Annotated in this window: 25 protein-coding genes; 15 read left to right on the top strand and 10 right to left on the bottom strand. The window is 72.5% G+C overall.

The features are described 5' to 3' along the window. Positions 1-108: 108 nt before the first annotated feature. From ABZ404_RS23135 to ABZ404_RS23125, 3 genes are all read left to right on the top strand, one after another. Positions 109-333, top strand: a complete 225-nt coding sequence (locus ABZ404_RS23135; RefSeq protein WP_358837648.1) for a hypothetical protein — start codon at positions 109-111, stop codon at positions 331-333. 20 nt (positions 334-353) lie between these two features. After that, positions 354-821, top strand: coding sequence for a hypothetical protein (locus ABZ404_RS23130; RefSeq protein WP_358837647.1), 468 nt, complete (start codon positions 354-356; stop codon positions 819-821). 220 nt (positions 822-1041) lie between these two features. Beyond that, positions 1042-1626: a TerD family protein gene (locus tag ABZ404_RS23125; RefSeq protein ID WP_358836456.1), complete on the top strand. Its 585-nt coding sequence runs from the start codon at positions 1042-1044 to the stop codon at positions 1624-1626. A gap of 180 nt (positions 1627-1806) precedes the next feature. Here ABZ404_RS23125 and ABZ404_RS23120 read toward each other — a convergent pair whose 3' ends face one another. After that, a complete protein-coding gene (locus ABZ404_RS23120) occupies positions 1807-2235 on the bottom strand; it encodes a MarR family transcriptional regulator (protein WP_358836457.1) in 429 nt (142 codons plus the stop codon). Positions 2236-2363: 128 nt separating this feature from the next. On the opposite strand from ABZ404_RS23120, the gene ABZ404_RS23115 reads away from it, so the two are divergent. Continuing rightward, complete coding sequence (locus ABZ404_RS23115; RefSeq protein WP_358836458.1) at positions 2364-3248, top strand: MBL fold metallo-hydrolase; 885 nt, start codon at positions 2364-2366, stop codon at positions 3246-3248. 211 nt (positions 3249-3459) lie between these two features. Here the strand turns inward: ABZ404_RS23115 and ABZ404_RS23110 are convergent, their stop codons facing one another. Beyond that, positions 3460-3801: a hypothetical protein gene (locus tag ABZ404_RS23110; protein WP_358836459.1), complete on the bottom strand. Its 342-nt coding sequence runs from the start codon at positions 3799-3801 to the stop codon at positions 3460-3462. A gap of 497 nt (positions 3802-4298) precedes the next feature. On the opposite strand from ABZ404_RS23110, the gene ABZ404_RS23105 reads away from it, so the two are divergent. The 4 genes from ABZ404_RS23105 (at position 4299) to ABZ404_RS23090 (ending at position 6359) form a co-directional block, all read left to right on the top strand. Continuing rightward, a complete protein-coding gene (locus ABZ404_RS23105) occupies positions 4299-4691 on the top strand; it encodes a hypothetical protein (RefSeq protein WP_358836460.1) in 393 nt (130 codons plus the stop codon). Next, positions 4688-5482, top strand: a complete 795-nt coding sequence (locus ABZ404_RS23100) for a transcriptional regulator (protein ID WP_358836461.1) — start codon at positions 4688-4690, stop codon at positions 5480-5482. Before ABZ404_RS23105 ends, ABZ404_RS23100 begins: the two co-directional genes overlap by 4 nt. 38 nt (positions 5483-5520) lie before the next feature. Further along, positions 5521-5910: a roadblock/LC7 domain-containing protein gene (locus ABZ404_RS23095; protein ID WP_358836462.1), complete on the top strand. Its 390-nt coding sequence runs from the start codon at positions 5521-5523 to the stop codon at positions 5908-5910. A gap of 74 nt (positions 5911-5984) precedes the next feature. Further along, positions 5985-6359, top strand: a complete 375-nt coding sequence (locus ABZ404_RS23090) for a hypothetical protein (protein WP_358836463.1) — start codon at positions 5985-5987, stop codon at positions 6357-6359. 55 nt (positions 6360-6414) lie between these two features. On the opposite strand, the gene ABZ404_RS23085 is transcribed toward ABZ404_RS23090, so the two are convergent. Further along, positions 6415-8232 carry an ABC transporter ATP-binding protein gene (locus ABZ404_RS23085; RefSeq protein WP_358836464.1) on the bottom strand — a complete coding sequence of 606 codons (1818 nt, stop codon included), beginning with the start codon at positions 8230-8232 and terminating at the stop codon, positions 6415-6417. Between the two features lie 203 nt (positions 8233-8435). Between ABZ404_RS23085 and ABZ404_RS23080 the strand changes: the two genes are divergently transcribed. Continuing rightward, entirely contained in the window at positions 8436-8975 is a 540-nt protein-coding gene (locus ABZ404_RS23080; protein WP_358836465.1) for a hypothetical protein, read from the top strand. 151 nt (positions 8976-9126) lie between these two features. Here ABZ404_RS23080 and ABZ404_RS23075 read toward each other — a convergent pair whose 3' ends face one another. Beyond that, positions 9127-9360 (bottom strand): hypothetical protein, encoded by a 234-nt coding sequence (locus tag ABZ404_RS23075; RefSeq protein WP_358836466.1) that lies wholly within the window; start codon positions 9358-9360, stop codon positions 9127-9129. A 151-nt stretch (positions 9361-9511) separates the two neighbouring features. On the opposite strand from ABZ404_RS23075, the gene ABZ404_RS23070 reads away from it, so the two are divergent. Further along, positions 9512-9982 carry a flavin reductase family protein gene (locus ABZ404_RS23070; RefSeq protein WP_358836467.1) on the top strand — a complete coding sequence of 157 codons (471 nt, stop codon included), beginning with the start codon at positions 9512-9514 and terminating at the stop codon, positions 9980-9982. Positions 9983-10029: 47 nt separating this feature from the next. Then, a complete protein-coding gene (locus ABZ404_RS23065; protein WP_358836468.1) occupies positions 10030-10572 on the top strand; it encodes a GNAT family N-acetyltransferase in 543 nt (180 codons plus the stop codon). Positions 10573-10593: 21 nt separating this feature from the next. Here ABZ404_RS23065 and ABZ404_RS23060 read toward each other — a convergent pair whose 3' ends face one another. Then, positions 10594-11034 carry a protein-tyrosine phosphatase family protein gene (locus ABZ404_RS23060; RefSeq protein ID WP_358990789.1) on the bottom strand — a complete coding sequence of 147 codons (441 nt, stop codon included), beginning with the start codon at positions 11032-11034 and terminating at the stop codon, positions 10594-10596. Between the two features lie 159 nt (positions 11035-11193). Beyond that, the gene (locus tag ABZ404_RS23055) at positions 11194-12138 is read right to left on the bottom strand and encodes a hypothetical protein (RefSeq protein WP_358990786.1); all 945 of its coding nucleotides are present in this window, start codon (positions 12136-12138) and stop codon (positions 11194-11196) included. A gap of 375 nt (positions 12139-12513) precedes the next feature. On the opposite strand from ABZ404_RS23055, the gene helR reads away from it, so the two are divergent. From helR to ABZ404_RS23040, 3 genes are all read left to right on the top strand, one after another. Continuing rightward, the gene (helR, locus tag ABZ404_RS23050; RefSeq protein ID WP_358836943.1) at positions 12514-14697 is read left to right on the top strand and encodes an RNA polymerase recycling motor ATPase HelR; all 2184 of its coding nucleotides are present in this window, start codon (positions 12514-12516) and stop codon (positions 14695-14697) included. A gap of 110 nt (positions 14698-14807) precedes the next feature. After that, positions 14808-15785 carry an aminoglycoside phosphotransferase family protein gene (locus tag ABZ404_RS23045; RefSeq protein WP_358836944.1) on the top strand — a complete coding sequence of 326 codons (978 nt, stop codon included), beginning with the start codon at positions 14808-14810 and terminating at the stop codon, positions 15783-15785. 185 nt (positions 15786-15970) lie between these two features. Continuing rightward, the gene (locus tag ABZ404_RS23040; RefSeq protein ID WP_358836945.1) at positions 15971-17023 is read left to right on the top strand and encodes a methyltransferase; all 1053 of its coding nucleotides are present in this window, start codon (positions 15971-15973) and stop codon (positions 17021-17023) included. A 69-nt stretch (positions 17024-17092) separates the two neighbouring features. Here the strand turns inward: ABZ404_RS23040 and phzG are convergent, their stop codons facing one another. After that, positions 17093-17794, bottom strand: a complete 702-nt coding sequence (phzG, locus tag ABZ404_RS23035; RefSeq protein WP_358836946.1) for a phenazine biosynthesis FMN-dependent oxidase PhzG — start codon at positions 17792-17794, stop codon at positions 17093-17095. 104 nt (positions 17795-17898) lie between these two features. Next, on the bottom strand, positions 17899-18291 hold the full coding sequence (locus tag ABZ404_RS23030; protein ID WP_358836947.1) for a nuclear transport factor 2 family protein: 393 nt from the start codon (positions 18289-18291) through the stop codon (positions 17899-17901). Between the two features lie 90 nt (positions 18292-18381). On the opposite strand from ABZ404_RS23030, the gene ABZ404_RS23025 reads away from it, so the two are divergent. Continuing rightward, positions 18382-18828 carry a MarR family winged helix-turn-helix transcriptional regulator gene (locus tag ABZ404_RS23025; RefSeq protein WP_358836948.1) on the top strand — a complete coding sequence of 149 codons (447 nt, stop codon included), beginning with the start codon at positions 18382-18384 and terminating at the stop codon, positions 18826-18828. A gap of 90 nt (positions 18829-18918) precedes the next feature. On the opposite strand, the gene ABZ404_RS23020 is transcribed toward ABZ404_RS23025, so the two are convergent. After that, positions 18919-20637 (bottom strand): acyl-CoA dehydrogenase family protein, encoded by a 1719-nt coding sequence (locus tag ABZ404_RS23020; RefSeq protein ID WP_358837281.1) that lies wholly within the window; start codon positions 20635-20637, stop codon positions 18919-18921. Between the two features lie 37 nt (positions 20638-20674). Further along, positions 20675-21250, bottom strand: coding sequence for a PadR family transcriptional regulator (locus ABZ404_RS23015; RefSeq protein WP_358837280.1), 576 nt, complete (start codon positions 21248-21250; stop codon positions 20675-20677). Between the last annotated feature and the right edge of the window lie 195 nt (positions 21251-21445).

The raw sequence follows: 21445 nt of genomic DNA, 5'->3' as shown, positions 1-21445 counted from the left end.
CTCCTCGCGGTGGCGGAAAGTTACGCACCAAAACAGCTTCCCCGAACGGGAGTTGGTGCATACGGTCGCCTCTGTCAGTCGTGACGACACCGTTCAGGGAGGGACGACATGAACCACACCGTACGGGCAGCCGCCACCACCGCGGCGCTCCTCACCGGGCTCCTCGCCGCCACGGGCACCGCCAACGCGGCCCAGCGCATCGACGCCCAGCACCTCACCGCACACCTGGACAAGGCGGTCGCCGCCGAGCAGGCGAGCGGCGGCAACACCGGCGGGCCCATCCTGGGCGTCTTCTTCACCAGCCCCGACGGCGCCGACACCGCCGGCGCCTGAGCGGCGGGCGGGAGCGCACCGTGGACAAGCCGGGGGAAGAGCACGTCACTTGGTGCCCCAGCGGAGAGGCCCACCGGCCGGAATCCGTCGTTCTGGGTGTCCGGTCGGGGGAGAACGGCCAGGTCGTCTACCTGTCGGAGCCGGTGCCGGCCGCTCAGGTCCTGCCCACCGTCCCCGAGGGCATCGCGCCCCACCGGGTGCTCCGGTTCGCCTCGCACTGCGTGTCCGGCTGCGCGAACCGGGTCGGTGACGACTGCGGCCTGATCCAGCGCATCCAGACCCTGCCCTCGCCCGACGCCACCGCGGCCGTGCCGCGGTGCCATCTGCGGCCGCACTGCAAGTGGTGGAACCAGACGGGAGTGGACGCCTGCCACCGGTGCCCGGCCATCACCACCCTCGGCTCGCCGGACGACGAGCTCGCCGTGCTCGTCGCGGATCCCTCCACCACCACCGAGCAGTTGCGGAGCTGGATCGCCGCGGCCGAGTGACACCGGGCGGCCGTGCCCGCCGCGCCACCCCACCCTGATGCCGGTCGCGGGGTCTCCCCCGCGACCGGCACGGACATGTCCGGCGGCACACCCCACCCCTCCCCCAAGGCCCGCCCGGCGGCGGTCCATCACGTTCACCGGGACCCACCCACTCGCCCTCATCAGGGCGTTAGGCACACTTTGCGTGTTGTAGTCCGTTACCGAAGAGGATGAGCCACGCATGATCACACTGACGAAGGACTCCGGCCCGGCGGACCTGGACGGGGTGACCCACCTGTCCATCGGGGTGTCCTGGGACCCCACGGCCGGCAGCAGCGGTGGGGTGGTCGGCCTGCTCCGCCGCAAGTCCGGCACGGACCTCGACCTGATCGCCGTCGCCATGCAGGGCGCGGACCCGGTGCGCCTGGCGGGCCTCGACTCCCTCGACCCCATGGGCAACGGCTCCCTGGTGCACAGCGGCGACAACCAGACCGGGCGCGGGGACGGTGACGACGAGACCGTCACCGTCGAGTTCGCGCGCGTACCCGACCAGATCACGTCGATCGTGTTCGTCGCCGCCGCGTTCAAGAAGGGCAGTTCGTTCCAGAAGGCCCGCAACATCAGTTTCAAGGTCTACGACGCGAGCGGCGGCAGCTCCCAGCAGGTCGCCGACATCTGGCCGAGCCTGCTCACCCAGGACAACGGCTGCGCCGTCGCCAAGGCCGTACGGGTCGGCGCCGGCTGGAAGCTCGAAGTCATCAACGTGACGGGGAAGATAAAGCAGGGCGACGAGCACGCCCTGATGCGCTTCGCCATCAGCAAGTAGCCCGCCCCTGCGCCCGCGTGACACCGGGCGGACGGGAGGGCACACACCGACGCGGCTGTCACCGGTGCACGGCATCGGCGGCAGCCGCGCGGCATTCCGCCCGCGGTCCTGCGGACTCCCCCCCGGCGGGCGGAGATCCGGCCCGCCGCCCCGGGAGAGCCGGTCACCGCGACGGCGCCGTCAGCGGGCGGTGATGGCCTGTTCCAGCAGACCGCGCAGCACACCCTGCTCCTGCGCGGTGAGGCCGGACAGGGGGGAACCCACGGCCAGGAGGCCCAGGAGGCGCCCGCGCAGCGCGGTGCCCTCGTCGGTGAGGACGAGGTGCTTGGCGCGCCGGTCGGTGGGGTGCGGATGGCGCTCGATGAGGCCCTGCTTCTCCAGCTTGTCGACGACGAACGTGGTGTTGGAGGGCTCGCAGCTCATCCGCTCGGCGAGCTCGCGCATGGTCATCGGCCCGCTCATCTCCCGGAGGGCGGTCGCCTGGGACGCGGTGAGCCCCAGCGCGGCGGCACGCTCCCGTACATGCTCGGCGATCCGCTGGGCCAGCCCGTTCACCAGGCCGCACAGCTGTCGCTCCGCGATGGCCTGCTGATCGGGGGGTGTCGTCATACCCCCACCCTACCAAGTCCATCAAGACAACATAATTATAGCTTGAATGATTCGAACTTGATGCTTATGGTGGGCGTCGCCGCCGCGGCGCACCCGGCGGCCCGACGACGACTCAGGGGAGAGAACTCATGGCCGACTTGACGGCTGAGCAGGGCATACGACTGCGGCGGCCTTCGGCGATCCGCTCGCTGCGGCTGGGCGACACGAAGGTGTCGTACCTCCCGGACGGCGAGGTGCGCCTGCGGCCCCTGGCCCTGCTCAAGGACTCCACCGACGAGGTGTGGGCCGCGCACCCGGAGTACCTGGACGCCACCGGCCACCTCGTGGGCAGCGTGGGCGGCCTGCTGGTCGAGCACGGTGACCGCGCGCTGCTGATCGACACCGGCTTCGGCCCGCGGATGCTGGAGGCGCCGGAGGGCCCGCTCGGCGCCATCCGGGGAGGCGCGCTCCCGGACAGTCTGGCCGCCCTCGGCCGTACCCCGGCGGACATCGAGGCGGTGGCCTTCACACACCTCCACGCCGACCACCTCGGCTGGGCCTGCCACACCGCCCCCGGCACGCGAGAGCTCCTGTTCGCCCACGCCGACCACCTCATCTCCGAGGCGGAGTGGGCCGGGCGCGACCTGCTGGCGGAACAGGGCATGAGCGCGGAGGTCGCCACCCTCGCCCCACGCGTGCGCACGGTGGCGGACGGGCAGGAAATCTTCCCCGGCGTACGGGTGCGGATCACCCCCGGTCACACGGTCGGGCACGCCGAGTACGTCATCACCGGGGGCGGGCGGCGGCTGATCGCCTTCGGAGACGCGGTGCACTCGCCGATCCAGATCGACCACCCCGAGTGGTCCTCGGGCTTCGACCACGACCAGGCCCTGACCGCAGGCCATCGCCGCCGGCTCGTCGCCGAGCTGGCCGAACCCGACACGATCGGCTTCGGCGTCCACTTCGCGGACGTGGTGTTCGGCCGCGTCCGGCAGGACGGAACCGGCCCAGCCTGGCGGCCCGTGGACGCCTGACCGTTCACCGGCAGGGCAACGGGGCACCCGTGGGGTCAGGCGCTGCGGGTTGCCGGGGGCGGCGGCGCCGAGTGGGGGGGCATGTTCCGCGCGGGAGAGGCGGGTTCCGCCAGGGCCCGGCTCCGGCCCGGGCGGCGCCGGCTCGCTCACCGAGTTCGCCCGCACCGGTCGGCGGCGCGCGGACGCGACCGGGGGCTGATGTCGGTGAGAGCTAGCTCAGTCGCGTGCAGTGCGTTCCGACGTACGTGTTTCCCTCTTCCGCCTTCAGCTGCTGGGCGAGGGTGCTGGCCGGGCTGACGAAGAAGTACACCGGGGGATCGTTCAGACACCACCAGGTCTGGCGGCCGGTCTGATCCCGCAGGGTGATCGTGGTGGGCCTGTCGGAAGGAAGTTGTCGGTTGCACTGGATACCGACGGTGGTGAAGGAATCACCTTTTCCGATCTGGCACGTCACATGCGACGACGCGTTCGCCGGGGCCGCGGCGGTGAGGGTGAGACCGGCCACGGACAGGGTGGCAATGCCGATAGAAGCCAATAGGCGGGCTGCCTTCATGGCTTACCCTCCTCCTTCTCTCTCGTGGACTTTCGGGAATGTCGCTCTGCCGCGCACTCTGTCAGGACGCCCCCGGCAAGCGCCAATTGGATCAGCTCCACGGGTGAGTTATCGGCCACGAGAACGCGGCGGAGAAGGATTCCCCACGGGATCACGAACACCCGTGACGAGGGAAATCCGTTCATCATTTCAGTTAATTCTCCGTGCGGCCTCGGGAGATAACCTTGGCCGGTATACGGAAGGCAAAGGCGAGAGCACCACACGGATATGGCGAGGTGACAACGGCGTGTTCCCCGGGCAACCTTGCCGCCCCCAGCCCTCACCGTCGCCGTCTCGCGAGCGGCGGGCACCTTAGCCAACCGCGCGCATGTTCCGCCGGAAAATGCCAGAACTTCCCCTGGTGGGCTACACGCTGCGTAACCTTTCGTCACCTCAAGGCCGCGCCGGGAACCAGGCGCGGTGTCCGTCCACGGCGGCGTCAGGGGAGGAAGTCGCGCGTGCTGGGAATCGACGAGTGCCTGCTGGAAACCATGGGGTTACCCGGTGTGCGGGGGGCCGCCGTGGTCGACTGGACCAGCGGGCTGGCCCTGGGAACCATCGGTGACTCGCCCTGTGGTGACCACGAGACGACGGCCGCCGAGGCCGCCGAGTTCGCCCGCACGGCGGCCGAGCACCCCGCGTTCGTCGCGGACGAGGCGGAGCCCGACGGGCCCCTGCCGGTCGAGGACGTCCTGGTCACCTCCCACACCGGCTACCACCTCCTGCGGTTCGTCGAGACGACCTTCGACAGCAGTCTCTTCCTCTACCTCTGGCTCGACCGCGAACAGGGCAACCTCGCCATGGCCCGGCTGCGCCTGCGCGATCTCGCACACCGGCTGGTCCTGGGATGACACCCACCGGCGAGGCCCGCGACCGCGTGCCCGTCTCGCCCATGCTGGTACGGCTGGTGGCCGAGCGGGCCACCGGCGCCCTGCTGCGCGACACCGGCACGCTCTACCTCGTGGACGGGAAGGTGGTGCACGCCGAGAGCCCCGCGGCACCCAGCCTCGACGTCCTGCTCACCGCGAGCGGCCGCATAGGCGCCGAGGCCTGGCGGCGGGCGGTGGACCAGGCGGGCGCGCGCGGTGCGGTCGGGCGCTTCCTCGTCGACAGCGGCCAGGTCAGCGGGGGTGAACTGGAGCTGTGCCACCTCGGCGCGCTCCACGACGCCGCGTTCTTCGCCCTCGCCCCCGGCAAGGGCCCCACCCGGTTCCGCTACGGCGCCCTGCACTGGATCGGCCCGGTGCGGCCGGTCCCGGCCCAGACCCTGGCCCGGGAGGCGACCCGCCGCAGAGAGCTGCTCGACCGGATCTGGCCCCATCCGGAGGTGGACACCGCGCCCGTCGTGCCCGTACCGGACCGCCCCGGGCTGCCGGTCACCGTCCGCCAGCGGGCCCTGCTCGCGGTGGCGGACGGCGCGCGCACCCCGGGCTCCATCGCCCGGCTGCTGGGCCGCCCCGCCTTCCACACCCTCGTGGACGTACGCAGGCTCGCCGCGCTCGGCGCGGTCGAGACACCCCTCGCGCCCGCGCCCCCAAAGACCGTGCCCCACTGGATCGCCCGCGCGTCCGCCGAGGCGACCCGGCCCTCGGACGAGGCCCTGCTGCGCAGACTGCGGGACGCCCTGGAGGCCATGCCGTGATCCGCGCCCTGCGCCAACGCGCCGAAAGGAGACAGCTGATGACGGCAGAGGCGGAGATCCTCGCCGAACTGCGCCGACTGCGGGCGCGCCTGCCGCAGGTCACCGGCGCCCTGACCGCCAGCGTCGACGGCCTCGTCCTCGCCCAGGACGCCGTGGAGGACGCCGAGTCGGTCGCCGCGCTGACCGCCGCCGCCCTCGGCGTCGCCCAGCGGCTCACCCACACCACCGGCCGCGGGGCCTTCCGCGAGCTCCTCCTCCAGGGCGAGGACGGCTACGCGGCCACCTACGCGGCGGGTTCCGCCGCCGTCCTGACCCTGCTCGCGCAGCCGCGCACCAACGTCGGCCGTCTGCACCTGGAAGCCCGCCGGGCCGGAGCCCGCATCGGCGAACTGGTCGACGGCGCACTCGAACGGCTGGAGACCTCATGACCAGCACCGGCTCCCGGGCCACCCGGCCCCGGAACACGACAGCGAACACCCACCGGAAGGGAAGTGCGAACCCCATGGGCAACACCGAAACCGCGCTCAAGGAAGCGATGACCTCCATCGAGGGCACGATCGGCGTGGCACTCGTCGACTACAGCAGCGGCATGGCCCTCGGCACCCTGGGCGGCGGCAAGGACCTGGACCTGTCGGTGGCCGCCGCCGGAAACACCGACGTGGTCCGCGCGAAGGTGCGGACCATGGAACTGCTGGGCCTGAAGGACGCGATCGAGGACATCCTCATCACCCTGGGCGGCCAGTACCACCTCATCCGGCTGCTGACGGGCCGCGGCCATGCCGGCCTCTTCCTCTACCTGGCCCTCGACAAGAGCCGCGCCAACCTGGCGATGGCCCGGCACCAACTGCGCCGGGTGGAGGAGATGCTGGAGGTGTGAGGGCCCGCCTGCACGGGCGGGGGCGTGCCGGGCACGGACCCGGCACGCCCCCGCCTCAGCGCCGGTCCGCCCGCGCGGGCGAGCCGTCCAGGAAGCCGCCCGACTGGTGCTGCCAGAGCTTCGCGTAGGCACCGCCGGCGGCGAGCAGTTGGTGGTGCGTGCCCTGCTCGACGATCCGGCCGCGGTCGAGGACGACCAGCCGGTCCATGGTGGCGACCGTGCTCAACCGGTGCGCCACCACCAGCGCCGTCCGCCCGTCCATCAGCCGCCACAGCGCGTCCTGGACGAGGACCTCGCTCTCGGAGTCCAGCGCGCTGGTCGCCTCGTCGAGCAGCAGGATCGGCGCGTCGCGCAGGATCGCCCGGGCCAGGGCGACACGCTGGCGCTGGCCGCCGGACAGCTTCACCCCGCGCTCACCCACCATCGTGTCGAAGCCGTCGGGAAGCGCGTCGGCGAACTCGGTGACGTGGGCCGCCTCGGCCGCCCGGCGGATCTCCTCGTCGGTGGCGGCCGGCCTGGCGAAGGCGATGTTCTCCCGCAGGGTGCGGTGGAACATCGCCGGGTCCTGCGGGACGTACGCCATCAGGCCACGCAGGTCCCGCTGGCGCAGCGTACTGATGTCCCGGCCGCCGACCAGGATCCGCCCGGCGTCGACGTCGGTCATCCGCAGCAGGAGGCGGGTCAGCGTGGTCTTGCCACCGCCGGAACGGCCGACGAGCCCGATCTTCGTCCCGGTGGGGACCGCCAGGTCCAGGCCCTCGAAGAGCGGCTTCGTGCCCGCGTGGGCGAACGTCACCCCTTCGAAGCGCACCTCCCCCGCCCGGGCGGGCGGCGGCTGGGGCGAGGCCGGGTCCAGGACGGTCGGGGGTTCCAGGAGCAGTTCGGTGAACTGCGAGGCCTCCGTCATCGAGCTTTCCAGACGGCGGTAGATCTGGTTGAACTCGAACATGATCCGGGTGGCGTTGGCGTAGTAGGTGAAGGCGACGATGACCGCCTCGACCCCGTGCTCCCCGCCCCCGAGGCCGACGGCGAGCACCAGGCCCAGCACATTGGTCAGTACGGACAGGGGGGCGACCAGCGTGTCGATGCGCAGGTTGCCGTAGTCCCAGGACCGCAGGGTGAGCCGGCGCGACTCCGCGACCCGGGAGCGGTGTTCGGCCGCCTCGCGCTCCTCGGCGGCGGACGACCTGACGGTGTCCATGTTCATCAGGCTGTCGGCGACATGACCCGACACCCGGGCGATCGCCTGCTCGCGCTCGGCGACCAGCGCCTGGCGGCGCCGGATCAGGGGCGCCGCGCACAGCGCCGTGAGCCCGATGAGTGCCAGGAGCCCGATGACGAGCAGCGGGTCGTACCGCCAGAGCACCACCGAGGCGAAGGCCAGCGGCACGAAGCTGCCGACCACGTTGAACGTCAGTGTGTCGACGCAGTCCTCGAAACGGCTGGCGAAGCTCAGGACGCGCTTGGTGAGCGACCCGGCGAAGTTGTCGTGGAAGAAGGCGGCGTCCTTGGCGAACAGCTCGTCCATGGCGATCACGTACAGGTGCTCCACGCCGCGGGCGTCGAGCCGGTTGAGGCAGTGCAGCCCGACGCGCCACAGCACCTCCGCGAGCAGCAGCACCCCGGCGAAGCCGAGGACGTACGGCAGCATCGGTCCGATGCCGGCCGTGTCGCCCTCCCCGGCTATGCGGGCGACGAGTTTGGCGACGACGAGCGGCGCCACGTACTGGATTCCGATGTTCCCGAGGGCCGGCAGCAGCATCGCGGGCACGCTCAGCCGCCGCAGCCGGGCCAGTTCACGTCCGTAGTAGTGAAGGGCGAGGAGGACCGAGCCCTTGCTCGGTAAGCCCTCGCGCGATGCGGATGATCCCATCCCACCCCTGTCTCCCGGACCGGAAGGTGAGCACACGAGTCTCCCGCGCCGGTGCGCCCGGGGTCCACGCGTTTTCCGCCCTGCCGTTCCGGGCGGCCGGTTCGACGACTCACTCCACACCCCGGCCTCAAGTACCCCTCATGGGCGACCAGTTGGCGGAAGGCCACGTCCTCGCCCTGCCTCTTGCGGTGTAATGCCATGCCATGGACGCAGGAGTGGCAGCGGTCGTCGGCGCCGCGGTCGGCACGCTGGGCGGGCTCGGCGGGAGCCTGGTCACCGCGATGAGCCAGGGGCGCCAGCAGGGGCGGCAACGGCGGTTCGACCGGGAGCACCGGCTGGAAGAGGCCCGTCGCCATGCCTACACCACGTGTATCACCAGTACGAAACACGTCTCCGCGGCCTGGTGGAGGCTGGCGGCGAGGCTGCGCGTGGAAGGCAGCACGCGGGAGCAGTGGCGAGATCCCGCGGCCGACGCGCATGCGGCCTGGGCGCCGTTCAGCTCGGCCGTGGCCGGGGTGACGGTGATCGGCCCCGCGTTCGTCGCCGCCGCGGCCGATGCCCTGCGGCAGGCGATGTACGACCTGGACATGGCGGGAACGGCCTGGCACGAGGCGGCGTGCGAAGCGGGCGTGGGGCGCCTCGACCTGTTCGACGCCCGCTATATGCGGGCGGTCGAGGCGAAGCGCGCACCGGGAAGCGCCTTCCAGGCGGCGGCACGACAGGCCTTGCGCGCCGAGGACTAGGCGATCAGCGCCCGGCGGGGCAGCGCATCACCGCCTCGGCCTTCCAAGCCGGGCCTCGGCCACCGCTGTCGCGGGGCCGACCGGGCACTGGGCGGCCCCGCCGGGGACGTCCGCCGCGAGGCGGCGGCGTCCCCGGTGCGGCATCGTCCGGCTACGCGCGCAGGAACCCGTCCCCGTGCGTCGCGATGTGGGCTTCCAGCGCGCTCAGTGCCTGCTGGGTCGCCTCCGGTGTGCCCGAACCCCGCTTCTCCGCGTAGTACGCCGCCCCGAGCTTCTTCAGCAGCTCGTTCCCGGCTCGTTGCTGTTGGACCTCGTCCACCTTCTGCTTTCCCTGGGTGAGGGCGGACTGGGCCTGTTCCTTGGCCCGGTCGAGGAATCCCGGCATGCCAACCTCCACGTTCGGTGAATGGCCATTGTGCGTGCCGGGACGGGCTGCCCGGGGCAGGGCGCGCCGCCGCGACGCAGGTCGGGAGCGCGATATGCCGGCAGTCCCGTGCGTATCCTCGTTCGACGACCCGGAATCGAGGAGGCTTCAGGTGAGTTTCGACGACTTCACCACGTTGGTTGACTCTCCCGTCTACGTGGTGACCGCGTCGGCGGGCGGGCGGCGGGCCGGATGCCTGGTGGGCTTCGCCAGCCAGTGCTCCCTGGAGCCCGCGCGGTTCGTCGTATGGCTCTCCACCGCCAACCACACCTACCTGGTGGCCCGGGAGGCGACGGTCCTGGCCGTGCACCTCCTGCCGCAGGACCACGATCTGGCCGTGCGGTTCGGCGCCCGGTGCGGGGCAGAGGTGAACAAGTTCGACGGTCTCGCCTGGACCGAAGGCCCGTACGGTACGCCCCTGTTGGCGGAGGCCGCGGCCTGGTTCACCGGGGAGATCCTGGAACGGTTCGACGGGGGCGACCACATCGGATTCCTGCTGGCACCCCTGAGCGTCCAGGTGAACGGGGGCACGCCGCTGTCCCTGCACCAGACGCTCGACATCACCGCGGGGCATCCCGCGTAGGCCTCCGGCGGGCGGGCACTGTCAGTGGTGGGTGCCAGAATCCGCGTATGAACAGCGGAACCCTCGACCTCCAACAGGTCACGACGCCCGACGCCGTCACCCCCGAGCTGCGGCATGCCCTGATCGACTGCTGGATCGAGGTCACCAACGCCGGTGGCGCGGCGGGGTTCCCCTTCCCCCCGATCGGCGCGGACCAGGCCGGCCCCGCCGTCGACGCGCTCGTGGCGGATCTCGACCCGCGGACGAGCCGCTTCCTGGTCGCGTCGGTCGACGGGCACCTCGTCGGATGGCTGAACGTCCGCCGCGCCCTCCACCCGCTCACCGCCCACTGGGGGACGGTCCACCACGTGCAGACACGCACGACCGTGCGGGGCCGGGGCATCGGCGTGGCCCTCATGAACCGCCTGCGGGAGATGGCCCGCGAGGAGATGGGGCTGGAAGCCCTCCATCTGGCCGCGCGCGGCGGTGTCGGGCTCGAGGACTTCTACGGCCGGCTCGGCTGGAAGGAGATAGGCCGCTGGCCTGACGCCCTCCGCCTCGCTCCGGGGGACGACCGCGACGAAGTCCTGATGCTCCTGGCCCCGCTCTGAGCGGACGCCGCCGACTGCCGGTCAGCGGCCGAAGCGGCGTACGTACCGGCTCTGCCAGGGTGTTTCGACGGCCCGGCGGTCATAGGAGCGCCGTACGTAGGCCACCGCGTCCTCGGCGGGCACCCCGTCGAGGACGGCCAGGCAGGCCAGCGCCGTGCCGGTACGCCCGCGGCCGCCGCCGCAGGCCACCTCGACGCGTTCGCGTGCCGCGCGCTCCCAGGCCTCGCGCAGCACCACGACCGCCCGCGCGCGGTCGCCGGGAAGGCGGAAGTCCGGCCAGCGCAGCCACTCGGTCCGCCAGGGGACCTCCGGGGGCCGCCCGCCCAGCAGATACACGGCGTACGTGGGCGTGGGGCCGTCCGGGAGCGGGCGGCGCAGTCCACGGCCGCGCACCAGCCGTCCGGAAGGCAGTCGCAGAACCCCCGGCCCGTCCGGATCCCAGGACTCACCGCTCGCGCGCACGCGTCCACCGTAACGGCCTCGCGCGGCACGGGAGAAGGCCGGGGGCAGCCGACAGGCTCGGCGGCACCCCGTCCGTCTGCCACGATCGCCGGATCCGATGATCTTCGCGTGGGGCCCAACGCCCGTAGGGACACCGCCGGTTGGGGCCCGTCCTCGTGCTCAGCGCGGCTCCTCCACCGTGCGGGCGGCTTCGCGGGCCTCCCGTTCGGCCTCCGTCAGGGCATCGGCGGCCGTCCGGTGGCGCTCCTCGGCCGTCCGGTGTTCGCGTTCGGCCTTCCGCAGCTCGTCCCGGGCCCGCTCGAGCTCTCGCTCCAGGTCCGACACCTGCCGGTGGGCCTCGTCGTAGTGCTCGCGTGCCCGCCGCCGCTGCTCGTCCGTCTCCGCGTGGGCGGCGCGCCGGTCGCGCAGCCGCCGCTGGGCCTCCTCCGCCGCCTTCCTGGCCCGGGCCAGTTCCGCCTGGGCGCGTTCGGCCTGGGCGCGCCGCTCGGTTTCCTGTTCGCGCTTGCGGCGCCGGTCGGCGAGTTCGTCCTTGGGCGGGGTCTTCGGTGGGGGCGGCGCGGCCCGGCGTCCGGCCGGCTTGGGCGACGCCCCCGTCGTCCGCGGGAACGCCGACGGCGGCGTGAGCGCCGACTCCAGTCGGCCCGTGGCCCACTGGTCCGCCGCGTCCTGGTCGGCGAGGACCGCGCGCAGGGTGGTGTCGACGTCCTGCCGGGCCGCGTCCGACAGCCGGTGGCCCGCCTCCTGTGCCAGCGCCGCGGCTTGACCGGTCAGCGCGGACACCACGGTGCGGCGCTGCTCGTTGAGCGCTTTGATCCCGTCGGCGTCCAGGGTCTGGTAGGCCTCGCGCAGCGCCCGGCCCAGCTCCAGGAACCGCTCGCTCTCCTCGGGCCGGGAGCGCAGCAGCAGGTTGGCGGCCCAGGCCGCGAGGGTGGGGCGGCGGGCGGCGCGGATGCGGCGGACGTCCTCGGCACGGCCCGCCGCCTTCGCCGCGGCGGCCAGCTCCTCGCGCCGGGCCACGAAGTCGGCGGGCGGTGTGCCGTAGAGCAGGTCGAGAACCGCCTCCGGGTCCTGGCCCGCGCCGCCCCGTTCGCCCTTGCGCCGCATGGTGTCCAGACTCCGCCGAAGCGGGGTGGGGCGCATCTCGGCGCCCGGAGACACGAAAGGCCCCGGAAACACGAAAGGCAAGGAGGTGTTCCCACTCCTTGCCACTCTCAACTTATAGCGCAGTGGGGGCCTTGCCGCAAGGCCCCCGAGGTGGGGCACAATCGCGCACCGAGCTCAGAACGTCAGGCAAAAGGGGGATGTACGACGTGTGTGCGTTGTTGTCGGTGGACCGGCCGTGGCCGTCGGCTCAAGGGGCGAGCGGTGACGTGGGGCCGACGGTGGGACCCGTGCGGCCGCCCTGGGCGCCCCGTACAGGTGCGCGGGTGTGCGCGCCGTCGTTCCCCGCCGTCGCGTCCCCGGATCGGAGCCGCTGACATGAGCCACCTGACCACCAGCGCGTTCGACCTTCCCGAGCGGCTGTCCCGCAAGGCCGACCCGGCGCTCGTCGGCGGCGACGAACGGCACTTCGCGGCGATCGCGGAGAGCCTGGGCCAGTCGATCGCGGAGCTGTCCGACCGTTTGGAGGAGGCCCGCAGGGCGCCCGGCGGCAAGGGCCGGGAGGCCATGGACCGGGACACGGAGATCCACCGGCTGACCGCCCGTCTGCGTACCCTGCGCCGCTTCGGCCTGGACCTCTGCCTCGGCCACTTCCTGCGCGAGGACGACGCCGAGCCCGTGTACGTCGGCCGCCTCGGGCTCACCGACAGCACCGGCCGCCGGCTGCTCGTCGACTGGCGCTCCCCGGCCGCCGAGCCGTTCTTCGCGGCGACCCACGCCTCCCCGATGGGACTGGCCAGCCGCCGCAGGTACCGGTGGACGGAGGGCCGGATCAGCGACTACTGGGACGAGGTGTTCACCTCCGAGGGGCTTCAGGGGCGCGCCGCCCTCGACGACCAGTCGGCGTTCATCGCCAGCCTGGGCGGCAACCGCTCGGCCCGGATGCGGGACGTGCTCTCCACCATCCAGTCCGACCAGGACGCCATCATCCGCGCGGGCTCGCGCGGTGCCCTGGTCGTCGACGGCGGTCCGGGTACGGGCAAGACCGTGGTCGCCCTGCACCGCGCGGCCCATCTGCTCTACTCCGACCCCCGGCTCGGTCACCGCCGGGGCGGGGTGCTGTTCGTCGGCCCGCACCGCCCCTATCTGGAGTACGTCGCCGATGTCCTGCCCAGCCTCGGCGAGGAGGGGGTGCGGACCTGCCTCGTGCGGGATCTGGTCGCCGAGGGCGCCTCCGCGGTCCCCGAGACCGACGCGGAGGTGGCCCGGCTGAAGTCGTCGGCGCGGATGGTGGGGGCGATCGAGCCGGCCGTCGCCCTGTACGAGGAGCCGCCCACCGAGGGGATGACCGTCTCGACCCCCTGGTCCGACGTCCGGCTGAGCGCGGACGACTGGGCCACGGCGTTCGCGGCCGTGGAGCCCGGTACCCCGCACAACGAGGCACGCGACCAGATCCGCGAGGAGCTGCTGACGATCCTGATGGACAAGCACGCGGACGAGTACGAGGACGACGGCGAGGCGGACGACGAGGCCGCGCCCCGGCTGCTGCGGAGGGCGCTGCTCCACAACCGTGAGCTGAACGGCGCCCTGAACCGCGCGTGGCCGATGCTGGAGGCCACCGACCTCGTCGGGGACCTGTGGTCGGTGCCCGCGTACCTGCGCAGGTGCGCCCCGTGGCTGAGCGCCGACGACGTACGCCGGCTCCAGCGCGAGGAGGCGCACGCCTGGACGGTGTCCGACCTGCCGCTGCTGGACGCCGCGCGGCAGCGGCTCGGTGACGCGCAGGCGTCCGCGCGCAGGAGCCGGCGCGAGGCCGCCACCGCCACCGAACGCGCGCGCAGGGCCGACGCCATGGCGAGCATGCTGGAGAACGTCGAGATCGACGAGAGCGAGGGCGCGCTGGGGATGCTCCGCGGGCGCGACATCCAGGACACCCTCCTCGACGAGAGCGCGCTGCCCGCCGCCGAACGCGATCCGCTCGCCGGGCCGTTCGCGCACATCATCGTGGACGAGGCCCAGGAGCTCTCGGACGCCGAGTGGCAGATGCTCGTGCGGCGCTGCCCGTCCCGCAGCTTCACCATCGTGGGCGACCGCGCCCAGGCCCGGCACGGGTTCACCGAGTCCTGGCGGGAGCGGCTGGAGCGGATCGGGCTCGACCGGATCGAGGTGGCCTCCCTCGGCGTCAACTACCGTACGCCCGCGGAGGTCATGGCCCACGCCGAGCCCGTCATCCGGGCCGCGCTCCCCGACGCCAACGTGCCGACGTCGATCCGCGGCAGCGGTGTCCCCGTCCGCCACGGGGCGGTCACGGAGCTGGACGCGGTCCTCGACGGCTGGCTCGCGGCGTACGACGAGGGGGTGGCCTGCGTCATCGGTGCTCCCCGGTTCCGCGATAAACCGCGGGTACGGTCGCTCACTCCGGCCCTGTCGAAGGGGCTGGAGTTCGACCTGGTCGTCCTCGTCGACCCCGAGACGTTCGGCGACGGCATCGAGGGAGCCGTCGACCGGTACGTCGCGATGACCCGCGCGACCCGGCAGCTCGTCGTCCTCACGAGCGGCTGAGGTCCCGCGGCACGCGGCCGTCCACGAAGACAGACGCGGGCGGGTGCGGGCGGGCGCGCCCGTGCGAAAACCGCTCGCACCCCTTCCGGCGCTTGGCCGATCATGTCCGCATGAGCCTCGACACCCCGCCCGCCACCGGAGTCCGCACCGCCTGGGAACAGGTTCCCGAGCACGTGCGGTGCGGGATGGAGGCCGGCCTGGGCGCGCCCGTCGTCGAGGCGGTGACCCAGCGCGGCGGGTTCTCGCCGGGCGTGGCGGCGCGGGTGCGGCTGGCGGACGGGCGGCGCGCCTTCGTGAAGGCCGTGAGCGCCGAGGCCAATCCGAGCAGTCCGCTGCTCCACCGCGCCGAGGCACGCATCTCCGCGTCCCTGCCGTTCGCCGTCCCCGCACCCCGGCTGCTGGCCACCCACGACGACGCGACCTGGGTGGCCCTCGCCTTCGAGGACGTCGAGGGCCGCCAGCCTCACGTGCCGTGGCGGGCGGGCGAGTTGGCGCGTGTCCTGGACGCGGTGGGCGCGCTCGCGACCGCCCTGACGCCCGCGCCGGTGGACGTCCCGGCCGTCGCGGAGAGCGAGGCGGAGTCCTTCCGGGGGTGGGAGCGACTCCTCGACGCGGAGGGCGAGGAGGGCGAGGGGTACCGGGACCGGCTGGACCCCTGGGTGCGGCGGAACCTGCCCGCGCTCGCCGATCTCGCGGCGCCCTGGGCCGAGGCCGCCTCGGGCGACACCCTCGCCCACGGTGATCTGCGTGCCGACAACATGCTGCTCACGGCCGACGGCCGCGTCGTCTTCGTCGACTGGCCGCACGCCGTACGGGCCGCCCCCTGGTTCGACCTGCTCCTGATGCTGCCGTGCGTCCGCGCCCAGGGCGGCCCCGACCCGGACGAGGTGTTCACCGCCCACCCGCTGGGCCGGGACGCCGAGCCCGAGGGTGTGACCGCCACGCTCGCGGCCCTGACCGGCTATTTCGTACGCCAGTCGCTGCGCGCCGCACCGCCCGGACTGCCGACCGTGCGCGCCTTCCAGGCCGCCCAGGGCGCGACGGCGCTGGAGTGGCTCAGGACGCGGCTGGGTGCACGGCTGCCGTAGCCGGTGGACGGTCGGCACGGGACCCTTGCTCGCGCTATGGGCCGCGACGGCGACTTCCAGGACTCGCGGTGGTCTCAAGCTGGACGCGAAGCACCGGCCGTAGGCTGGAGCGCCGTTCACGCGCTTGTCCGCAGAGTGCCTCCGCGCCCTTGCCGGTGACGGGGGCCGAGAGAGGGGACCCACCGATGGCAGACGCTCGCCCCGCAGGCACCGGAGCTCCGCAGACGTCGGCCGCCCCGGGGGAGGTGACCGGCGAGTTACTCGAACTCTCCCTGGGCTACCTCTACTCGGCGGCCCTGCACACCGCCGCGCGGTTCGGCATCGCCGACCATCTGGCGGACGGCCCGCGCAGTGCCGACGAACTCGCGAAGGCGGCGGGGGTCGACGGTCCCCACCTCTACCGGCTGCTGCGCTTCCTCGCCACCAAGGGTGTTTTCCGTGAGGACGACGAGGGCCGCTTCCACCTCACCCCGCTCGCGCAGCCGCTGCGCACGGACGTCGAGCGTTCGCTGCGCGACTACATCCTGGTGCGCGGCGAGCCCGTGTTCTGGCAGTCGGCGGCCCAGCTCCACGAGGCGGTACGCACCGGCGGCACCGCCTTCGAGAACGTGTACGGCGTCCCCTTCTACGACCACGTCGCCGCCGACCCGGACCTCGGCAGGGCCTTCAACTCCAGTATGGCGGCGTTCTCCGAGACGCTCAGCAACGACGTCGTCGACGCCCTGGACTTCTCCGGTGCCACCACCGTGGTCGACGTCGGCGGGGGGCGGGGCGGTCTGCTCCGCGCCGTCCTGCGGCGCAACCCGCGCGTCAGCGGCACCCTGGTCGACCTGGAGAGCGTGGTGGCCGGGCATGTGCTCGACACCCCCGAGCTGGCCGGCCGCTGGAGCGCGCGGGCCGGGGACTTCTTCACCTCCGTGCCGTCCGGCGCCGACGTCTACCTCCTCAAGCACGTGCTGGCCAGTTGGCCGGACGAGGCGTGCGTCCGCATCCTGCGGAACTGCCGCGAGGCCATGCCCGCGCACGCGCGGCTGCTGGTCATCAACGCGATGATCCCGGCGGGCAACGAGCCGCACCCCGGCAAGACCATCGACGTGCTGATGATGACGGTCCTGAACGGAAAGGGCCGTACCCGCGCCGAGTACGAGGCGCTGCTCACCACGGCGGGTTTCGCGGTCGCGCGGGTCCTGGAACCCTCGCCGCACGCCTCGGTCGTCGAGGCCGTCGTGGCGGGCTGAGGCGCGTACGCACCCCGCTGGTCCGGGGGCCGCGGCCGGCGGCCCCCGGTCGGTCGCGCGCGGGAGTGGTCAGGGCTGGAGCCTGCTGATGTCCCAGCCGCCGTCGGTACGGTCGTAGCGCAGCCGTTCGTGGAGGCGGTCGGTGCCGTCGGCCCAGAACTCCACGGTCTCGGGGACGAGCCGGTAGGCGGTGAAGGTGGCGGGGCGCGGCAGCGGGCGCGGCGGATCCGCCAACCGCCGTGCGGTGGCCCGCAACTCGTCCACCTCGTCGAGGCCGTTCATCGTCCGGCTCTGCCGGGAGGCGGTGGACATGGCGTGGGTGAAGACGGGCCGCGCGGACCACAGGCGGTCGGACTCGGCGTCGGGCAGCTTCTCCACCGGTCCGGCAAGGGTGATCTGCTGGCTGGTCTCACGCCAGTACAGGACGCCGGACGCCCAGGGGTTCTCCGCGAGTTCGCGCCCCTTCTGGCTGGCGCTGTGACTCAGGAAGACGAGGCCGTCCTTCGTCACGGAGCCGAGCGCCACGATGCGGGAGGAGGAGCGCCCGCAGGCGTCGGCGGTGGCCAGGGCCAGTGCGCGTGGCTCCCGGACGCCGTGCGCGACGCTGCTGTCCAGCCAGGAGGCGAGTAACCCCATCGGCTCGGGCGGCGGTGTCAGGAACTCGGGGAACTCGACCTCGATAGTTCCGGTGAGTGTCTCCGAACGGCGGCCGGGAGGAGGGACGTTGGCGGTTTCGGCGGCGTATCCGTTGGCCTGGGGAAGGTCCGGCATTGGGTCATCCTTTCGACGGTTCCGCCATGATGACCCGCCACCCCGGTGCCGTCGAGATCACCGGTCCGCCGCCGGGCCGCCCACGCGGCCGGTACGCGCGGGTTTCAGCGGGCGCTGCCGAGGTCGCGGTCGCCCTCGCCGCCCGAGAGCATCAAGGTGGTCTCCTCGATGCGGCGGAAGCGGCCGTCGGGCGCGAACTCGGCGAACACGTACACCTCCATGGCGACCGTGGAGCCGTCCGTCTTGGTGATGTCGACGGTGTGCCGGTCGGCGTACCGGGCGCCGTCGTACAGCTCGTCGTGCACGGTGACCCGCCCGTCGGCGACGACGGTGCGCAGATGGGCGATGTGCTCGACGAACCCGGCGCGGTCGGCCCACTCGCCGTCCGTGCGCTGGCGGTAGTCCGGGGCGAAGTAGCGGTCGGCCGCCTCCTCCACGGTCAGGGCGCGGTTGAACAGCAGGTCGTCGAGAGCGGTGGCGATGCCGATGCGGTTCATGAGTGGTCCTCTCGGGTTATGCGTGCGCCGCGCACGCTTCTGACTGCACCTTAACAGGTACGCGTGCGCCGCGCACGCTATTCTTCGGGGGTGAACAACGACGTGGGACACGAGATCGCGGACGCGCTGGGGATTCTGCTGCGGCGCACCACCCGCGAGCAGCTGCACCGCCGGCTCACCGAGGGCATGGGCGAAGGGCTGGACGAGGTCACCTACCCGGTACTCAGCGCCCTGGCCCGGACGGGGCCGCGCAGCGCCGCGGACCTCGCTCCCGATGTCGGGATCGACCGCTCGGGCGTCACCCGCCGCGCGTCCCGTCTGGAGGCCGCCGGGCTCGTACGCCGCGAACCGGACCCCGACGACGGGCGGGCCCAGTTGCTCGTCCTCACCGGGCGGGGCCGCGCCGCGGTGTCGGAGCTGCGCGGGCGGCTGGCCGCGCACATCACCGAGAGCCTGTCCTCCTGGCCGCCGGGCGAGGCCGAGGCGTTCGCCCGCCAGTTGCGGCGTTTCACGACCGACGGCCCGTTCGCCGGGTAGGAAACGCGCTCGGCCCACCGGCGCGCGCTGCGCCGGTGGGCCGGGACACCTGACCGCTGGTTCAGTGCGCCCGCCGGGCGCGCTCCGAGGTCAGCGCGCCATCTCGTACGCGCCCGACAGCGCCTCCACCCGGTCCCAGACGCGCGCCGAACGGGCCTCGTCGACGACCGGGCGGCGGACCGCGCCGAGCGCCCAGGACTGCTGCGCCTCGGTCGCCGAGTCCTTGCCGTGCAGCTCCACGGCGTGCGCGGAGAAGTCACGGACGAGAACCGCGAACAGCTCGTCCAGCACGTCCTGGTCCAGGTCCGTCAGACGGGCCTGCTCCAGGATCAGCTGACCGTGCACGACCAGCGCGAAGAGCTGGCCCACCGCGAGCAGCAGGTCGAGGTCGCGGCTCTGCTCCTCGTCGGGGGCGGCCGTGGTGACGAACGCGCACAGCGCGTCGGCCTGCTCGCGGAAGCGGGCGACGTTCGGCAGCTCGGCGTAGGCGTCGTAGGCGGTACGCCAGTCGTGGAAGCGTACGGAACCCAGGCCCCGGGCCGGGCCCTGCCGGAAGAGGAAGTCGTCGTCGGCCGCGTCGAGGCGGCTCGGCACGGCCGGGTACTCCACCGGCTCCAGCAGGTGGTTGCGCATGAACTTGAGGATCAGCGCGAGGTTGACGTGGACCGTGCCCTCCAGCTTGGGCAGTCCGCGGATCTCGATGGCCGCCTGGGCGAAGTAGTTGTCCTTCTCGAAGCCCTTGGCGGCGATGACGTCCCACATCAGGTCGATGACCTTCTCGCCCTCCGTGGTCACCTTCATCTTCGTCATCGGGTTGAAGAGGAGGTAGCGGCGGTCGTCGGGACCGGCGGTGCGGAAGTAGTCCACGGCGCGGTCGCTGAACAGCTTCATCCCGACGAGACGGACGTACGCGTCCGTCAGCTCGCGGCGCACGTGCGGGAACGCGGTGACGGGGCGGCCGTAGAGGATCCGGTTCTGGGCGTGGGTGACGGCCTCGTACATCGCGTGCTCGCAGATGCCGATCGAGGCGGTGCACAGGTTGAACTTGCCGACGTTGACGGTGTTGAGCGCGGCGTCGAACGCGGCCCGGCCGGTGTGCAGGACGTCCCCCGGGGTGACGGGATAGTTCTCCAGCCGGAACTCGCTGACGTACTTGGAGGAGTCGACGACGTTCTTCACCAGGTGGTACGCCGGGTGACGGCTGTCGGCGGCGAAGAAGACGTAGCCGTCCGGGCCCTCGACGTCGGTGCGCCGGCCGAAGACGGAGACGAGCCCCGCGGCGTTGCCGTTGCCGATGTAGTACTTGGAGCCGGTGGCGCGGAAGCCGCCGTCGCCGTCGGGCTCCAGGAGCATGTCGGTGGAGTAGATGTCGGCGCCGTGCGTCTTCTCGGACAGGCCGAAGGCGAACACCTCGCCCCGGGAGAGGAGTTCGGCGGCGCGGGCGCGCGCGTCGGCGTTGTCGCTCTGCCACACCGGGCCGAGGCCCAGGATGGTGACCTGCCAGGCGTACCAGTAGTCGAGGCCGTAGAACCCGAAGATCTCGTTGAGGGCCGCGATCCGGGCCATGTCCCAGCGCTGGTTCTCGTTCGAGCCCTCGGAGGCCGGGGTGAGGAAGGTCGCGAACAGGCCCTCCTTGGCGGAGAACGCCAGGAAGTCGGCGAGCCAGGCGCGGGACCGGTAGTCCTCGATCAGCTGCCGCTTGCCGCGTGCCTCGAACCAGTCGACGGTGGCGCGCAGCAGCCGGCGGGTCTCGGGGTCGAAGTGCGCCGGGTCGTAGGTGCGCGGGTTGAACAGCAGGGCGTCGGCCATGGAGGTCCGCCTTTCGGGAGGGTTCGCGGTCGGGGGTTCAGTGGTCATCGGTGGCGGGGGCGCCGGCGGAGAGCCCGCGGACGGTGGCGAGGACGTCGTCGAGCCAGGCGATCGTCATCCGCTCGTACGCGATACCGCCCCGCAGCACGACGTGCTGGAGCTCCTGCCCGGTGTCGAGCGGTACGGGGGCGGCGGGGCCGGTGAAGTCGCGCAGCTCCCCCGCGAGGTAGTGGGCGAGCCGGTCGCTGTGCACCTGGCGGTGGCGCTCGACCTCCTGGATCACCGCGGCCGGGTCGTCGAAGGCCGCGCCGCGGATCTTCACGGCGAGGTCGTGCCGCAGGCTCTCGGGCTCGATCGGCTCGTGCAGCCACCGGGAGAGCGCGGCGCGGCCGGGGGCCGCGACGGAGTACTCCTTCTTGTCCGGCCTGCCCTCCTGGGCGACCTCGCGGACGGCGAGCAGGCCGTCGCTCTCCATGCGCTTGAGCACGCGGTAGATCTGCTGGTGGGTCGCGGTCCAGAAGTAGCCGATGGACCGTTCGAACCGCCGGGCCAGCTCATAGCCTGAGCCCGGCTTCTCCAGCAGGGAGACGAGGATCGCGTGTTCGAGCGCCATACCGCGATCCTTCTATGCAACTCGTTGCATAGCCAAGTGGCACCGCCCGAGTGAGACCCGGATCACCCGCGACGGCCCCCTTGCCCCAGCGGGCGCCCGCCCTGCGGCGTCGACATCCGCCCGTAAATGAAACATCGACGTCCGCCCGTATATGAAACATAGATGCGCCGGTGCGAGAGTCGGCGCGGAACCGCT

This window comes from Streptomyces sp. NPDC005878 (genome assembly GCF_040629815.1).
Classification (GTDB): domain Bacteria; phylum Actinomycetota; class Actinomycetes; order Streptomycetales; family Streptomycetaceae; genus Streptomyces.
This window is presented reverse-complemented; position numbering and strand designations above follow the sequence as displayed.

What these genes read in the sequence shown, in the direction of transcription:
- ABZ404_RS23100 (WP_358836461.1), top strand. Translation starts at nt 4,688, where the DNA reads ATGACACCCACCGGCGAGGCCCGCGACCGCGTGCCCGTCTCGCCCATG.
- ABZ404_RS23085 (WP_358836464.1), bottom strand. Translation starts at nt 8,232, where the DNA reads ATGGGATCATCCGCATCGCGCGAGGGCTTACCGAGCAAGGGCTCGGTC.
- ABZ404_RS23115 (WP_358836458.1), top strand. Translation starts at nt 2,364, where the DNA reads ATGGCCGACTTGACGGCTGAGCAGGGCATACGACTGCGGCGGCCTTCG.
- ABZ404_RS23065 (WP_358836468.1), top strand. Translation starts at nt 10,030, where the DNA reads ATGAACAGCGGAACCCTCGACCTCCAACAGGTCACGACGCCCGACGCC.
- ABZ404_RS23120 (WP_358836457.1), bottom strand. Translation starts at nt 2,235, where the DNA reads ATGACGACACCCCCCGATCAGCAGGCCATCGCGGAGCGACAGCTGTGC.
- ABZ404_RS23075 (WP_358836466.1), bottom strand. Translation starts at nt 9,360, where the DNA reads ATGCCGGGATTCCTCGACCGGGCCAAGGAACAGGCCCAGTCCGCCCTC.
- ABZ404_RS23030 (WP_358836947.1), bottom strand. Translation starts at nt 18,291, where the DNA reads ATGAACCGCATCGGCATCGCCACCGCTCTCGACGACCTGCTGTTCAAC.
- phzG (WP_358836946.1), bottom strand. Translation starts at nt 17,794, where the DNA reads ATGCCGGACCTTCCCCAGGCCAACGGATACGCCGCCGAAACCGCCAAC.
- ABZ404_RS23040 (WP_358836945.1), top strand. Translation starts at nt 15,971, where the DNA reads ATGGCAGACGCTCGCCCCGCAGGCACCGGAGCTCCGCAGACGTCGGCC.
- ABZ404_RS23055 (WP_358990786.1), bottom strand. Translation starts at nt 12,138, where the DNA reads ATGCGGCGCAAGGGCGAACGGGGCGGCGCGGGCCAGGACCCGGAGGCG.
- ABZ404_RS23080 (WP_358836465.1), top strand. Translation starts at nt 8,436, where the DNA reads ATGGACGCAGGAGTGGCAGCGGTCGTCGGCGCCGCGGTCGGCACGCTG.
- helR (WP_358836943.1), top strand. Translation starts at nt 12,514, where the DNA reads ATGAGCCACCTGACCACCAGCGCGTTCGACCTTCCCGAGCGGCTGTCC.
- ABZ404_RS23135 (WP_358837648.1), top strand. Translation starts at nt 109, where the DNA reads ATGAACCACACCGTACGGGCAGCCGCCACCACCGCGGCGCTCCTCACC.
- ABZ404_RS23125 (WP_358836456.1), top strand. Translation starts at nt 1,042, where the DNA reads ATGATCACACTGACGAAGGACTCCGGCCCGGCGGACCTGGACGGGGTG.
- ABZ404_RS23015 (WP_358837280.1), bottom strand. Translation starts at nt 21,250, where the DNA reads ATGGCGCTCGAACACGCGATCCTCGTCTCCCTGCTGGAGAAGCCGGGC.
- ABZ404_RS23020 (WP_358837281.1), bottom strand. Translation starts at nt 20,637, where the DNA reads ATGGCCGACGCCCTGCTGTTCAACCCGCGCACCTACGACCCGGCGCAC.
- ABZ404_RS23090 (WP_358836463.1), top strand. Translation starts at nt 5,985, where the DNA reads ATGGGCAACACCGAAACCGCGCTCAAGGAAGCGATGACCTCCATCGAG.
- ABZ404_RS23095 (WP_358836462.1), top strand. Translation starts at nt 5,521, where the DNA reads ATGACGGCAGAGGCGGAGATCCTCGCCGAACTGCGCCGACTGCGGGCG.
- ABZ404_RS23045 (WP_358836944.1), top strand. Translation starts at nt 14,808, where the DNA reads ATGAGCCTCGACACCCCGCCCGCCACCGGAGTCCGCACCGCCTGGGAA.
- ABZ404_RS23110 (WP_358836459.1), bottom strand. Translation starts at nt 3,801, where the DNA reads ATGAAGGCAGCCCGCCTATTGGCTTCTATCGGCATTGCCACCCTGTCC.